This is a genomic window from Enterobacter vonholyi (assembly GCF_008364555.1).
GTDB lineage: Bacteria > Pseudomonadota > Gammaproteobacteria > Enterobacterales > Enterobacteriaceae > Enterobacter > Enterobacter vonholyi.
This window is the reverse complement of record NZ_VTUC01000003.1, coordinates 44,609-57,644: the sequence shown is the minus strand read 5'-3', so window position 1 is coordinate 57,644 and position 13,036 is coordinate 44,609. Positions and strand designations below refer to the sequence as shown.

Genomic DNA, 13,036 nt, shown 5'->3' with positions numbered 1-13,036 from the left:
TGCTTGTCGGTGTCAGAAAAAACACCGACAATCCTTTTTTACGGAAAAGAATGGAGGCAACCCATGTCCACCTCATATTTTGTCGCTGCCGACTGGCTGATTGAGCACGGCGACGATCCGGAAGTTCAGATTATTGACGCGCGTATGGCCCCTCCGGGACAAGAGCATCGTGACGTGCCCGGTGAATACCGTGCCGGGCATCTGCCTGGCGCGGTATTTTTTGATATCGAAGCCCTTTCAGATCACAACTCTCCCCTGCCGCACATGCTGCCGCGCCCGGAAGCGTTTTCCGTGGCGATGCGCGAGCTGGGCATCAGCAAAGATAAGCACCTCGTTGTGTATGATGAAGGTAACCTCTTCTCCGCACCGCGCGCGTGGTGGATGCTGAAAAACTTCGGCGTGGAAAAAGTCTCGATTCTGGCGGGCGGGCTGGCGGGCTGGAAGCGCGACGAATTGCCCCTTCAGCAGGGTGGCGTAACGCTGCCGGAAGGCGAATTCGACGCGACCTTTGACACCCACGTGGTGAAACGCCTGACCGACGTGCTGGTCGTGAGCCATGAAAAAACGGCGCAAATCGTTGATGCCCGCCCTGCTCCGCGCTTCAATGCCCAAGCGGATGAACCGCGTCCGGGGCTGAAGCGCGGACATATTCCGGGCGCGCTGAACGTGCCGTGGGGCGATCTGGTGTTTGAGGGCGAGCTGAAAACCACCGACGAGCTGCGCGCTATTTTTGACCAGGCAGGGGTTGATTTACATCGTCCGATTATTGCCAGCTGCGGTTCCGGCGTAACGGCCTGCGTAGTGATTCTGGCGCTCGCCACGCTCGGCGTAAGCGACGTCACGCTCTACGACGGCGCCTGGAGCGAATGGGGTGCGCGAGACGATCTGCCTGTCGAACCCGCGAAATAATGGATAACCGCCTGGCCACGCTGTTAACGCGCGGGACGTCTCTGACCCGCGCGGAGTATCGCGTCCTCGCCCACCTCACGGAGCATCCGCTGCTGGTAGGCAACATCACGGTTCGCGAGCTGGCGCAGGCGACGTTCGTTTCTACCGCCACCATTATGCGGCTGTGCCAGAAGCTGGGGTTCAGCGGCTTTAGCGAGTTTATCTGGCACTGCAAGCAGCTGCTATCCGACACGCCGCATATTGCCGCTCAGGCGCAGTCGCGTCCTGAACTCCCGGTGCTGTTTAATCAGTTTATAGCCAACTATCAGCATACCTTTCAGTGGGTTACTCAGGAGAAACGCCAGCAGTTTGCTAACCTGCTGCGCCAGAAAGAGAGTTTCTTTCTCTACGGCGCCGGGTTTTCTTATCTGTTTGCGGAGTACCTGACCAAGAAGCTGCAGGTACTGGGCAAAACGGCGTTTATTTCCGGGCCGGGAGACAGCCGGAATATTTTCCTCAGCAACGCCGCCCGCTATCAGGTGTTTATTGCCGTCTCGCGCAGCGGCGAAACGGAACAGGTGCTGGATAAAGCGCGGATAGCCAAAAACGTCGGTATGACGATCGTCGCGTTTACCCGCGCCTCCGCCAATACGCTGGCGGGAATGGCGGACGTGCATTTTGCTCTCTATGACGAAGCGGTACACTTCGCCGCCGAAGCGGCAGGGGTGACGTCGTTTGAGTCGAATCTGGTGCTGCTGATGGATTTACTGCTGCTGGAAGCAACGGGGTGATATTCACCCCGCCGTAATCAGATGATGCGGTTAGTTTTGAGATCGCGCAGGAAACCGCCCCAGCGACGCTCGTAGAACGGGGTGATGTGCTCGGTTATAAAGTGGCTGATACCCTTCTCACCGTTTTTCACCTGGCAGATATCAATCGGCTCATCGCCTGGCAGCGTGTCGGTTGCCACGCTGCCCGTCGCCTGAATGATTTCGTCGATATCGCCATCGGCTTCAATACCGATCAACAGCACCGGCTGTTCGTCCGCACGCTCTTTAATGGAGCAGAGAAACGCGCGCCGGACGGGCTTGAGCGTTTTGAACAGCGTCGTCAGGGAATCAATCATCTGCGCGGGTGGCTCGGCCACCTCAGAGAGCAGCAGCGTTTCGCCCCCTTCCAGCACTTCCTGCGTGCTGAGCGGGTTGCCCTCTTCGCCAATCAGGTGGCTGATTTCACGCGGCGTAAACTCTTTCCCGGTCGGCAGCTTCGCGTTGAGGAATAGCGTCTGGCCGAGCGTCATTTCAAACAGGGTACGCACCGGCATCACCACGAACGCCTGTTCGTCTTCTACCGCTTTCTGAAGCGCTTCCAGCGAGGTGAAGAACGGGATCACCGACGTGCCGTCGTCTTTCTCCCAGTGCAGCAGATCCAGCGCGCTGTCTTCTACGACCTGCTCACCTTCCGCGGCGATACCCGGCACCCAGACGGTGGATTCCAGCAGGGTGCGGAAAAATGCCGGACGGTGGGCGGGCTCGGTCGCCGCCTGCTCCAGCAGGGTTTCTAATTCGTTTTTGGTTTCGGACATAGCAATTCCAGATGATGCATTTCCCCCTCCCCCCGGCCCTCTCCCCGTGGGAGAGGGTTAGGGTGAGGGCAATGAAGATTACTCAGCCGTCAGCAGGTTCGCCACGGTACGCACGCCCAGACCGGTCGCGCCCGCGGACCACTGCTCAACCGCCGCTTTACGGTAGGTTGCGGAGCAGTCAATGTGCAGCCAGCCTTCGTGATAATTCTCAACGAAGTGGGACAGGAATCCTGCTGCGGTGCTTGCACCCGCCGGGTACGCCGCGCTCGCGGTGTTGTTCAGCTCGGCAAAGTTGGACGGCAGCTGGCTGCGGTGGAACTCGGCCAGCGGCAGACGCCAGAACGGTTCGTTTTCCGCAGCGGCGCTTGCCAGCAGGCGAGCAGCCAGCTTGTCGTCAAAGCTGAACAGCGCATGGTAATCGTTGCCCAGGGCGGTTTTCGCCGCGCCGGTCAGGGTCGCCATGTCGATGATCAGCTCAGGCTTCTGGGCAGACGCGTCGATCAGGCCATCGGCCAGCACCAGACGGCCTTCGGCGTCGGTGTTCATCACCTCAACGTTTTTACCGTTGCGGTAGCGAATGATGTCGCCCAGCTTGAAGGCGTTACCGCTCACCATGTTGTCCGCGCAGCACAGATACAGCTTCACGCGCTTTTTCAGACCGCGGGTAATCGCAAACGCCAGCGCGCCGGTGATGGTTGCCGCACCGCCCATGTCGGACTTCATGGAGTCCATGAACGCGCTCTGCTTCAGGCTGTAGCCGCCGGTGTCGAAGGTGATGCCTTTACCTACCAGGCAGGCAAAGACCGGCGCTGCTTTATCGCCGGTTGGGTTGTAGTCCAGCGCCAGCAGGACCGGAGGACGCTCGGAGCCGCGGCCCACGGTGTGGATACCCATGTAGTTCTGCTCGCGCAGGTCTTCCCCCTTGGTGATGCGGTAAGACATTTTGTCGCCCGCCACGCCGCACAGCAGGTCAACCGCGCGTTGCGCCAGCTGCTCAGGGCCTAACTCTTCCGCCGGAGCGTTAATGGTGTCGCGTACCCAGTCGATGATTTGCAGGCGGCTTTCCAGCTCTTTCTGACCGGCTTCGTCGAGGTTCGCCCACTCAATTTTGCGGCTGCCTTTCGGCCCTTTGTAACCCGCCCAGAATGCCCAGCTGCGGTCGGTGTCCCAGCCTTCGCCTTCCAGAGAAACATGCTTAATGCCCAGACCGTCGATTTTGCGGGCAGCACGCTGGATCAGACCCAAATCGTCGTTGCCCGTCAGGTGCAGGGTAATGCCGTCGTTGTTGATGCTGTAGGTGGCTTTTTCGCCCCAGCGTGCGTCAGCAGGCTGTGTGGAGAGCGTAATCTTCATCGCTTCGGTCATTTTATTTTTCCTTATTAGCAACTAGCAAACGGGCCGCCTGAAGGCAGCCCGTTTTGTTATTTATTCTGCTTCATCTAACCAGACTAACAGAATCGCCTCCAGAATTTTTTCATTGGATGCGTTTGGATCGTCGTCGAAATCCTCTAAATCGCAGATCCACTGATGCATATCGGTGAATCGTACGGTCTTCGGATCGAGATCCGGGTTCGCGTCGTAGAGCGCTTCGCCGATTTCACGGCTGTCTGTCCACTTCAGTCCCATATTAATGCTCGCGTGCGTGGTTGATGGTGTAGCGTGGGAATTCCACGACCAGATCTTCATCGGTCACCGCGGCCTGGCAGCTCAAGCGGCTGTCTGGCTCCAGACCCCATGCTTTATCCAGCATGTCGTCTTCATCTTCGGTGCTCTCGGCGAGAGAGTCAAAACCTTCACGCACGATGCAGTGGCAGGTGGTGCAGGCACAGGATTTTTCACAGGCGTGTTCCACTTCGATACCTGCACGCAGGGCTACATCGAGAATGGTTTCACCGGTCTTCGCTTCCAGAACAGCGCCATCCGGACAGAGGTCCGCATGAGGCAAAATAACAATCTTTGGCATATTAAACCTCGTCCACGGACTGGCCTTTCAGCGCGACGCGGACAGATTTGTCCATGCGGCGAGCAGCGAAGTCCTGGGTTTGTTTATCAACGTTTTTAATGGCTTCTTCTATTGCGTCAGCGTCATTGCCTTCGGCCACGGCGCTTAAGCGCGCGGCAGCGTCGTCAATCACCTGGCGCTCAGCGGCGCTGAGCAGCGCGGCGTCGGCAGCGAGCGCGCCGGTCAGGCTTTCCAGCACGCGTGCGGCTTCCACTTTTTGTTCCGCCAGCATACGCGCCTTCACATCCTGCTCGGCGTAGCTCATTGAGTCCTGAATCATGGAGGCGATTTCGCCATCGGTCAGGCCGTAGGACGGCTTCACCTGAATGGACGATTCCACGCCGGTGGATTTTTCCATCGCCGTGACGCTCAGCAGGCCGTCGGCGTCCACCTGGAAGGTGACGCGAATGTGCGCCCCGCCCGCAGGCAGCGCTGGAATTCCGCGCAGCGCAAAGCGCGCCAGAGAGCGGCAGTCCTGCACCAGCTCGCGCTCACCCTGCATCACGTGGATGGACATCGCGGTCTGGCCGTCTTTAAAGGTGGTGAACTCCTGCGCGCGCGCCACCGGAATGGTGGTGTTACGCGGGATCACTTTCTCCACCAGGCCGCCCATGGTTTCTAAGCCCAGCGACAGCGGGATGACGTCCAGCAGCAGCATTTCGCTGTCCGGCTTGTTGCCAACCAGAATATCGGCCTGGATCGCGGCGCCCACGGCAACCACTTTGTCCGGGTCGATGGAGGTCAGCGGCGTGCGGCCAAAGAATTCGCCCACGCGCTCGCGCACCAGCGGCACGCGGGTCGAACCGCCCACCATGACCACTTCCAGCACCTCGTTCGCCTCAACGCCCGCATCTTTCAATGCGCGACGGCAGGCCAGCAGGGTGCGTTTAACTAAAGGCGCAATCAGTTCGTTGAACTGGTCGCGGGTGATCTCTCCCTGCCAGCCCGCAACGTTCACACTTACGGACTGCGCATCGCTCAGGGCGATTTTGGCGTCAATGGCCGCATCAAGCAGTTCACGCTGTACGCGCGCATCGCTGCGATCGCTGATGCCCGCCTGCTCGCGGATGTAGTCCGCCAGCAGGTGGTCGAAGTCATCACCGCCCAGCGCGGAATCCCCGCCGGTCGCCAGCACTTCAAACACCCCGCGGCTCAGGCGCAGGATAGAGATATCAAACGTCCCGCCGCCGAGATCGTAAACCGCGATCACCCCTTCCTGACCGGAATCGAGGCCGTAGGCAATCGCAGCCGCCGTCGGTTCGTTCAGCAAACGCAGCACGTGCAGGCCCGCCAGACGCGCGGCGTCTTTGGTGCCCTGGCGCTGTGCATCGTCAAAATAGGCCGGAACGGTAATGACTACGCCGTCCAGATCGCCGCCGAGCGTCGCCGTAGCGCGCTCAGCCAGCGCTTTGAGGATGTCGGAGGAAACGCGAATCGGGTTCAGCAGACCGGCCGCGGTCGCAATCATCGGCAGGCCGTTTTCACTGGCCTGCAGCTGATACGGCAGATGCGGGTAGCGGGTCTGAATATCGGCCAGCGAGCGGCCCATCATGCGCTTGACGGAGCTGATGGTGTTGGCCGGATCGCGCGCGGCGTTAGCGCGGGCGTCATAGCCTACCGCGTGACCCTGCTGCTGGTAGTGGACCACGGAAGGCAGCAGATGGCGGCCCTGCTCGTCAGCCAGCGTTTCCGCCTGGCCGCTGCGCACGGTCGCCACGAGGGAATTGGTGGTGCCCAGATCGATACCCACCGCCAGACGACGCTGGTGCGGTGCGGCACTTAAGCCAGGCTCACTAATTTGTAATAAGGCCATAATTGCTTCCGAAATTAAAAATCGAGCAGCTTTTCTTCGAGTTGTTCAGCACTGCTTCGCAGTTTATCGAGAAAACGGAGTTTGCGCACAGTGTCTGCCGCCACGTCCCAGGTCTCGTTGTTCAGTTGCTCCACCATCTGCTGATGGCGGGTATCGAACATGCCCTTCACGCGCGTGATAAAGCTTTCCAGACGCGCTTCGTCTTTGGCCTGTTCAATCTCATCGAGCTCTTCGCGAAGCTCCAGCTGCTCCATCAGAAACGCCGTGTCGCGCACGGTGTGCTGTTCGCTCGCCAGATCAAAACCGTTGAGCGAGAGCAGATATTCAGCGCGCGCCAGCGGGTGACGCAGCGTCTGCCAGGCCTGGTTGATGGTGGCAGAGTGGGAAACCGCAGCCAGCTGCTCTGCCTGAGTACCGCTCGCGAATTTGTCCGGATGGTACTGACGCTGCAGATCCTGAAAGCGGATCGTCAACGCCTGGAGATCGATCGGGTATTGAGCGGGTAGTCCGAAGAGAGTGAAGTAATCCATAACAATCTCAGGGGTAGCCTGTTAGAACAAACCCCACGCGCAGCGGGTACGCCACGGTGGGGTTTCGGATGACGCGCGGTTAAACGTGGAAGCTTTCGCCGCAACCACACTCGTCTTTGACGTTCGGGTTCGTGAATTTAAACCCTTCGTTCAGGCCTTCTTTAACGAAGTCCAGCTGAGTGCCGTTGAGGAATTGCAGGCTTTTGCCATCGACCACCACCTTCACGCCCTTGTCTTCAAACACGGTGTCGTCAGACGCCGGTTCGTCAACAAACTCCAGTACGTAAGCCATACCAGAACAGCCGGAGGTACGTACGCCCAGTCGCAGGCCAAAGCCTTTACCACGGTTCGCCAGAAAAGAGCTTACTCGCGCGGCAGCGCTGTCGCTAAGGGTAATCGACATACTCAAACCTCAATTATTTTGCTTCACGTTTGCTTTTGTAATCCGCAATGGCGGCTTTGATCGCGTCTTCTGCCAGAATTGAACAGTGAATTTTCACCGGTGGCAGTTCGAGTTCTTCAGCAATATCCGTGTTCTTAATTGCCTGTGCTTCGTCCAGAGACTTGCCCTTAACCCATTCGGTAACCAGGGAGCTGGACGCAATTGCAGAACCGCAGCCGTAGGTCTTGAAGCGCGCGTCTTCAATGATACCTTCATTGTTGACTTTAATCTGCAACTTCATCACGTCGCCACACGCTGGCGCACCGACCATGCCGCTTCCAACAGATTCGTCGCTGTTGTCAAAAGAGCCAACGTTGCGTGGGTTTTCGTAATGATCGATGACTTTTTCGCTGTATGCCATGATTGAATTCTCCTTATGTACCGATTAGTGATGTGACCATTCAATGCTGTTCAGATCCACGCCCTGCTTGAACATTTCCCACAGTGGAGAAAGGTCGCGCAGACGGCCAATGGAGTTGCGAACCAGCTTGATGGTGTAGTCAATCTCTTCTTCGGTAGTGAAACGACCTAAAGAGAAACGGATAGAACTGTGTGCCAGCTCGTCAGTCATACCCAGCGCACGCAGCACGTAGGATGGCTCAAGGCTTGCAGAGGTACAGGCAGAACCGGAAGAAACCGCCAGGTCTTTAAGCGCCATGATCAGCGATTCGCCTTCAACATAGTTGAAGCTGACGTTGAGGATGTTCGGTGCGCCCTGCTCGAGATCGCCGTTCAGATACACTTCTTCCATATCTTTCACGCCATCCCACAGACGGTTACGCAGCGTGCGCAGGCGTGCCATCTCGGTTTCCATCTCTTCTTTTGCAATGCGGTAGGCTTCGCCCATGCCCACGATCTGATGAACAGGCAGCGTACCGGAACGCATGCCGCGCTCGTGACCGCCGCCGTGCATCTGTGCTTCGATGCGGATACGTGGTTTACGACGAACGTACAGCGCGCCGATCCCTTTCGGACCATAGATTTTGTGGCCGGAGAAGGACATCAGGTCCACTTTCAGCTGGCTCAGGTCGATAGGCAGTTTGCCCACGCTCTGAGTCGCGTCCACATGATAGATGATACCGCGCGCGCGGCACATTTCGCCGATGGTCGCGATGTCCTGCACGACGCCGATTTCGTTGTTAACGTGCATGATGGAGACCAGAATGGTGTCATCACGCATGGCCGCTTCGAGCTCTTTCAGATCGATAATGCCGTTGCTCTGTGGCGCCAGATAGGTGACTTCGTACCCTTCACGCTCCAGCTGACGGCAGGTGTCCAGCACGGCTTTGTGTTCGGTTTTGCTGGTGATGATGTGCTTGCCTTTTTTCTGATAAAAGTTGGCTGCACCTTTGATCGCCAGGTTGTCGGATTCGGTCGCGCCGGAGGTGAAAACAATTTCACGCGGGTCGGCACCGACCAGGTCAGCAATCTGATTACGGGCGATATCAACCGCCTCTTCAGCATGCCAGCCAAAACGGTGTGAACGGGAAGCTGGGTTACCAAAGTTTCCGTCCAGGGTCAGACACTGCATCATTTTCTCGGCAACACGCGGGTCCACCGGCGTGGTTGCGGAGTAGTCGAGATAAATCGGTAATTTCATTGCTCTATAAACTCCGTACATCGCTTCAATGCAAGGAATCAGGCAACCGGCTGGATGTACGACCGAGTACACGGGGCGAGTCTTCGCCCCGGCCTGATTCTGAAATACTTATCGTTTTATTACGCGCGCAGTTTGACGTCGATAGCGTCCTGCGCGCGGGTGCTGCGTTGGGAATCATGGCCGTGCTGACGGCCCGATACGTCCAGAACTTCCTGGTTATTCACCAGCTCACCGAGGGTGATGTTGTTGAGGAAGCCGGTCAAACGGTCGCTCAGATCGCGCCACAGCGCGTGGGTCAGGCACTTATCGCCGCCCTGGCAGCCGCCTTTACCCTGGCAACGGGTCGCGTCAACGGATTCGTCAACTGCGCTGATCACTTCGCCAACTGCAATACTGCCCGCGTCTTTACCCAGCAGATAACCGCCGCCTGGGCCACGAACGCTGGAAACCAGTCCATTTTTACGCAGTCTGGAGAACAGCTGTTCCAGGTAAGAGAGGGAGATCCCTTGTCGTTCAGAAATATCAGCCAACGGAACCGGGCCCGCTTCGGAGTTGAGCGCAACGTCCAGCATCGCGGTCACGGCATAACGCCCTTTAGATGTCAGTCTCATGTCTTACTTAACCTCAAACTCGCCCCTGCCCGGGGTTTTTTATTGTAAAATGGGGGTATTGCATAGCAGGGCCAAGTCTGACATTCCTGACTAAAATGGTCAACTATTTACTTGACTGTTTTAGTCAGGTATTTAACCTTCTGTGCCTTCATAACCCAGGTGCGGGCTGATGCCCTCACCCCGCCCTTCTCCCACAGGGAGAGGAGGAAATCGACACTACTCTTTATTCTTCTGCTCAATCGACGCAAGAATCCCGCGCAGGATGTTCAGCTCCTGACTTTCCGGACGCGCGCGGGTAAACAGACGGCGCAGCTTGTTCATCACCTGCCCCGGGTGGCCTTCGCGAATAAAGCCGGTTGAGAGCAGCGTCTGCTCCAGATGACCGTAGAAGCGCTCAAGGTCATCCACCAGCGGGTAAGCCGTCTCTTCTTTTGGCTCGACCTCTTTCTCCTGCGTCGCCAGCCACGCCATTCGTACTTCGTAAGCGATAACCTGCACCGCCATCGCCAGGTTTAGCGAGCTGTACTCCGGGTTTGCCGCAATCGCGACGTGATAATGACACTTCTGCAGCTCGTCGTTAGTCAAGCCTACGCGCTCGCGGCCAAACACCAGCGCAACCGGTGCCTGTGCTGCTTCCGAGACACTTTTCAGGCCGCATTCACGCGGATCGAGCATTGGCCACGGCAGCGTGCGTGAACGCGCGCTGGTACCGACAACGAGGCTGCAGCCGGCCAGCGCTTCGTCAAGGGTATCGACGATCTGGGCATTGCCGATTACGTCGCTGGCACCGGCCGCCAGAGCAATCGCCTGAGAGTCAGGCTTCACCAGCGGGTTAACCAGCCACAGGTTCGTTAAGCCCATGGTTTTCATAGCGCGGGCAACGGAGCCCATGTTGCCGGTATGCGATGTTTCGACCAGCACAATTCGAATGTTTTGCAGCATAATTTTTAATGTCTGAATTCAGTGTCTGAAGAATATTCGGGCATATTATCATAAACGGGAGACATAATCCGATCCCGCTGCTATACTCTGCGCCGATTTTCCTGTTCTTTAACATCCAGTGAGAGAGACCGATGCATCCGATGCTGACCATCGCCGTGCGCGCAGCGCGCAAGGCGGGTAATGTAATTGCCAAACACTACGAAACGCCAGACTCCGTAGAAACCAGCCAGAAAGGCAGCAATGATTTCGTGACTAACGTCGATAAAGCCGCAGAAGCGATTATTATCGAAACGATCCGCAAATCTTACCCACAGCACACCATCATCACCGAAGAAAGCGGTGAACATGAAGGTACCGATCAGGATGTTCAATGGGTTATCGATCCACTGGATGGCACCACCAACTTCGTTAAACGCCTGCCACACTTCTCTGTGTCTATCGCAGTACGCATTAAAGGCCGTACTGAAGTCGCCGTTGTGTATGATCCAATGCGTAACGAACTGTTCACCGCGACCCGCGGTCAGGGCGCACAGCTGAACGGCTACCGTCTGCGCTGCAGCAACGCACGCGATCTGGACGGCACCATTCTGGCGACCGGTTTCCCGTTCAAGGCGAAACAGCACGCGACCACCTACATGAATATCCTGGGCAAACTGTTCACCGAATGCGCGGACTTCCGTCGCACCGGTTCTGCTGCGCTGGATCTGGCCTACGTGGCAACCGGCCGCGTTGACGGTTACTTCGAACTCTCACTGAAGCCATGGGATTTTGCTGCGGGCGAGCTGATCGCGCGTGAAGCAGGCGCCATTGTGTGCGACTTCACCGGCGGCCATAACTATATGTCTACCGGCAACATCGTTGCGGGTAACCCACGCGTTGTTAAAGCCATGCTGGCCAACATGCGTGATGAACTGAGCGATGCGCTGAAGCGTTAATCCCGGTAATCCCCTCTCCCTGTGGGAGAGGGGATCCCAACTAAAACGGCCGTAATCCCCTTCCCACCGGCACCGCACTCATCCACATTGTTACCGCAGCCACCAGCAAAATGACCCCGCCCGCCAGCGCAAGCGTGGTCCACCCTACCTGTCGCCACAGCACCGGCGTTTTATTGCCGCTGAGTTTGACCGCCAGCTGACGGAAGCTGTGTACCAACAGCGCTAAAGACGAAATAGTGAGAGAGGTTCCTGCCGCCATCGCCAGCGCGGACAGCATGCCCCAGCCGAACACGCCAATCACCTTACTGAAAAGCAGCACCATGATGGCACCCGAGCACGGGCGCATACCCATCGAGAGAACAATCATCAGCCGCGCACGCCAGTCGTCGCCGTTCTGCAACTGTTCTTGCGTGGGCAAATGCTGATGCCCGCAGCCGCAGTGTTCATCATGAACGTGGTGCGGCGTAAAGGATTTGAACGTTGGCTTTCGCAGCAGCGCGCGCAGCTTTTTCAGCGCCCGCCAGCACAGGATCAGCCCCAGCACGCCCACCAGCGCGTAGCTCCCCTTCTCCAGCCAGAAGCTGCTCATGTGCAGCTGGCGCGCGGGAAGCTGTAACAGCGAAAGGACGACCACGACCAGCGCAATCGCCACGCCGCCCTGAAGCAGCGAGGAGGCCAGCGTCAGGCCGATACTTGATTTCAGCTTTGACGGATGCGTGGCGAGCCAGGTTGTGATGACAATTTTGCCGTGCCCCGGCCCCAGCGCGTGCAGCACGCCATAGATAAAGCTGAACGCAAGCAGGGAACCGCCCGCCTTTGTCGGATTCTCCGCCACCGCCTTCAGCAGACCACTCATCTGCTGGTTGACCTCACGCTGCCAGATAATGCTTTTCATCATGACCTGCGGCCAGGCCTGCCACAGCCACATCGCGCCGCAAACGGCGAACAGCAAAAAGATCGCCAGCGGCCAGAGGTGCAGCCAGCGGCGCTGTTTTCGAACCGGAGAAGAGATCACTGACATTGTAACGTCACCTCCTGCGCGAACTGTTTACCCAATTCCATGTCCTCAGGCGGGGCATCTTCCTTGTCGAGGGAGACCGCAAAGTTCAGCGTCTCTTCGCTGGGCTTAGGGGTATGAACGCCGATTTTGCAGCTTTTTTGCAGCGCGTCCGGCAGCCGCACGTCGCTGTCTTTGTCATAGCGCATGTCGACATAATAGGTAGGGTCAAAGGTGGAAAAGCGATACGTTTGCCCCGCCAGCGGCTGAGGGTGCGCCAGCGGGAGCACGAACGTCAGCACCGCCCGGTGCCCGTCGCGCGTCATCCCGTATTCCGTGGGTCGGTTCAGAAATTTGACCTTTTGCCCGTTATGCCAGAACTCGGTGAAATAGTGCTGGCCGAGCACGTTAGCCATCACTTCTGCCGCCAGCATTTTCCAGATATCGTCACCGGGCTTCGCGTTTCCCGCATCATAGAGCAGATCGGCCGAGGTGATTTCATCCATCGTCCAGCGCATTTTCAGGCCGCTGAGCTGCGTGCCGTCGGTGACCAGCTCGGTCTGGAGGTCAATAAAACTGTGAGGATGTGCGCTGGCGGTGAAGCTGATAACCGCCAAAAATAACGCCATCGCACTTTGTTTAACTATTTGCATCAATTCCTCACGTCAAAAATTCTGTGATGTTCCCCAGC

At 57.7% G+C, this 13,036-nt stretch carries 16 protein-coding genes; 3 read left to right on the top strand and 13 right to left on the bottom strand.

Annotated elements, in window-relative coordinates:
- Nucleotides 1–63: 63 nt before the first annotated feature.
- On the top strand, nt 64–909 hold the full coding sequence (gene sseA, locus F0319_RS04760; protein WP_111965146.1) for a 3-mercaptopyruvate sulfurtransferase: 846 nt from the start codon (nt 64–66) through the stop codon (nt 907–909).
- The gene (locus F0319_RS04755) at nt 909–1,679 is read left to right on the top strand and encodes a MurR/RpiR family transcriptional regulator (RefSeq protein WP_149366377.1); all 771 of its coding nucleotides are present in this window, start codon (nt 909–911) and stop codon (nt 1,677–1,679) included. Before sseA ends, F0319_RS04755 begins: the two co-directional genes overlap by 1 nt.
- Nucleotides 1,680–1,696: 17 nt before the next feature.
- Here F0319_RS04755 and sseB read toward each other — a convergent pair whose 3' ends face one another.
- The 11 genes from sseB to trmJ form a co-directional block, all read right to left on the bottom strand.
- On the bottom strand, nt 1,697–2,473 hold the full coding sequence (sseB, locus tag F0319_RS04750; protein ID WP_149366376.1) for an enhanced serine sensitivity protein SseB: 777 nt from the start codon (nt 2,471–2,473) through the stop codon (nt 1,697–1,699).
- Between the two features lie 78 nt (nt 2,474–2,551).
- Nucleotides 2,552–3,838 carry an aminopeptidase PepB gene (gene pepB, locus F0319_RS04745; protein WP_149366375.1) on the bottom strand — a complete coding sequence of 429 codons (1,287 nt, stop codon included), beginning with the start codon at nt 3,836–3,838 and terminating at the stop codon, nt 2,552–2,554.
- Between the two features lie 60 nt (nt 3,839–3,898).
- Entirely contained in the window at nt 3,899–4,099 is a 201-nt protein-coding gene (gene iscX / locus F0319_RS04740) for a Fe-S cluster assembly protein IscX (RefSeq protein ID WP_003860650.1), read from the bottom strand.
- A 1-nt stretch (nt 4,100) separates the two neighbouring features.
- Nucleotides 4,101–4,436 carry an ISC system 2Fe-2S type ferredoxin gene (gene fdx, locus F0319_RS04735; protein WP_003860652.1) on the bottom strand — a complete coding sequence of 112 codons (336 nt, stop codon included), beginning with the start codon at nt 4,434–4,436 and terminating at the stop codon, nt 4,101–4,103.
- 1 nt (nt 4,437) lies between these two features.
- Entirely contained in the window at nt 4,438–6,288 is a 1,851-nt protein-coding gene (gene hscA, locus F0319_RS04730; RefSeq protein WP_149366374.1) for a Fe-S protein assembly chaperone HscA, read from the bottom strand.
- Between the two features lie 14 nt (nt 6,289–6,302).
- On the bottom strand, nt 6,303–6,818 hold the full coding sequence (hscB, locus tag F0319_RS04725) for a co-chaperone HscB (RefSeq protein ID WP_111965143.1): 516 nt from the start codon (nt 6,816–6,818) through the stop codon (nt 6,303–6,305).
- A gap of 79 nt (nt 6,819–6,897) precedes the next feature.
- Nucleotides 6,898–7,221, bottom strand: a complete 324-nt coding sequence (gene iscA, locus F0319_RS04720; protein ID WP_003860659.1) for an iron-sulfur cluster assembly protein IscA — start codon at nt 7,219–7,221, stop codon at nt 6,898–6,900.
- A gap of 13 nt (nt 7,222–7,234) precedes the next feature.
- Entirely contained in the window at nt 7,235–7,621 is a 387-nt protein-coding gene (gene iscU / locus F0319_RS04715; RefSeq protein ID WP_003860661.1) for a Fe-S cluster assembly scaffold IscU, read from the bottom strand.
- Between the two features lie 24 nt (nt 7,622–7,645).
- A complete protein-coding gene (iscS, locus tag F0319_RS04710) occupies nt 7,646–8,860 on the bottom strand; it encodes a cysteine desulfurase (protein WP_008502157.1) in 1,215 nt (404 codons plus the stop codon).
- A gap of 119 nt (nt 8,861–8,979) precedes the next feature.
- Nucleotides 8,980–9,471, bottom strand: coding sequence for a Fe-S cluster assembly transcriptional regulator IscR (gene iscR / locus F0319_RS04705; protein WP_045399615.1), 492 nt, complete (start codon nt 9,469–9,471; stop codon nt 8,980–8,982).
- 216 nt (nt 9,472–9,687) lie between these two features.
- Nucleotides 9,688–10,413: a tRNA (cytosine(32)/uridine(32)-2'-O)-methyltransferase TrmJ gene (gene trmJ / locus F0319_RS04700; RefSeq protein ID WP_111965142.1), complete on the bottom strand. Its 726-nt coding sequence runs from the start codon at nt 10,411–10,413 to the stop codon at nt 9,688–9,690.
- A gap of 131 nt (nt 10,414–10,544) precedes the next feature.
- Here trmJ and suhB point away from each other — a divergent pair, with 131 nt between their 5' ends.
- Nucleotides 10,545–11,348 carry an inositol-1-monophosphatase gene (suhB, locus tag F0319_RS04695; protein WP_003860668.1) on the top strand — a complete coding sequence of 268 codons (804 nt, stop codon included), beginning with the start codon at nt 10,545–10,547 and terminating at the stop codon, nt 11,346–11,348.
- Between the two features lie 40 nt (nt 11,349–11,388).
- Here suhB and F0319_RS04690 read toward each other — a convergent pair whose 3' ends face one another.
- Both F0319_RS04690 and F0319_RS04685 read right to left on the bottom strand, forming a co-directional pair.
- Complete coding sequence (locus F0319_RS04690) at nt 11,389–12,369, bottom strand: nickel/cobalt transporter (protein ID WP_136195566.1); 981 nt, start codon at nt 12,367–12,369, stop codon at nt 11,389–11,391.
- Nucleotides 12,360–12,998, bottom strand: coding sequence for a DUF1007 family protein (locus tag F0319_RS04685; RefSeq protein WP_149366373.1), 639 nt, complete (start codon nt 12,996–12,998; stop codon nt 12,360–12,362). The genes F0319_RS04690 and F0319_RS04685 overlap by 10 nt, the downstream gene beginning before the upstream one ends.
- Nucleotides 12,999–13,036 lie beyond the last annotated feature (38 nt).

Bases quoted from the DNA above. Each gene is read 5' to 3' on its own strand.
- sseA (WP_111965146.1), top strand. From the start codon at position 64: ATGTCCACCTCATATTTTGTCGCTGCCGACTGGCTGATTGAGCACGGC.
- F0319_RS04755 (WP_149366377.1), top strand. From the start codon at position 909: ATGGATAACCGCCTGGCCACGCTGTTAACGCGCGGGACGTCTCTGACC.
- sseB (WP_149366376.1), bottom strand. From the start codon at position 2,473: ATGTCCGAAACCAAAAACGAATTAGAAACCCTGCTGGAGCAGGCGGCG.
- pepB (WP_149366375.1), bottom strand. From the start codon at position 3,838: ATGACCGAAGCGATGAAGATTACGCTCTCCACACAGCCTGCTGACGCA.
- iscX (WP_003860650.1), bottom strand. From the start codon at position 4,099: ATGGGACTGAAGTGGACAGACAGCCGTGAAATCGGCGAAGCGCTCTAC.
- fdx (WP_003860652.1), bottom strand. From the start codon at position 4,436: ATGCCAAAGATTGTTATTTTGCCTCATGCGGACCTCTGTCCGGATGGC.
- hscA (WP_149366374.1), bottom strand. From the start codon at position 6,288: ATGGCCTTATTACAAATTAGTGAGCCTGGCTTAAGTGCCGCACCGCAC.
- hscB (WP_111965143.1), bottom strand. From the start codon at position 6,818: ATGGATTACTTCACTCTCTTCGGACTACCCGCTCAATACCCGATCGAT.
- iscA (WP_003860659.1), bottom strand. From the start codon at position 7,221: ATGTCGATTACCCTTAGCGACAGCGCTGCCGCGCGAGTAAGCTCTTTT.
- iscU (WP_003860661.1), bottom strand. From the start codon at position 7,621: ATGGCATACAGCGAAAAAGTCATCGATCATTACGAAAACCCACGCAAC.
- iscS (WP_008502157.1), bottom strand. From the start codon at position 8,860: ATGAAATTACCGATTTATCTCGACTACTCCGCAACCACGCCGGTGGAC.
- iscR (WP_045399615.1), bottom strand. From the start codon at position 9,471: ATGAGACTGACATCTAAAGGGCGTTATGCCGTGACCGCGATGCTGGAC.
- trmJ (WP_111965142.1), bottom strand. From the start codon at position 10,413: ATGCTGCAAAACATTCGAATTGTGCTGGTCGAAACATCGCATACCGGC.
- suhB (WP_003860668.1), top strand. From the start codon at position 10,545: ATGCATCCGATGCTGACCATCGCCGTGCGCGCAGCGCGCAAGGCGGGT.
- F0319_RS04690 (WP_136195566.1), bottom strand. From the start codon at position 12,369: ATGTCAGTGATCTCTTCTCCGGTTCGAAAACAGCGCCGCTGGCTGCAC.
- F0319_RS04685 (WP_149366373.1), bottom strand. From the start codon at position 12,998: ATGCAAATAGTTAAACAAAGTGCGATGGCGTTATTTTTGGCGGTTATC.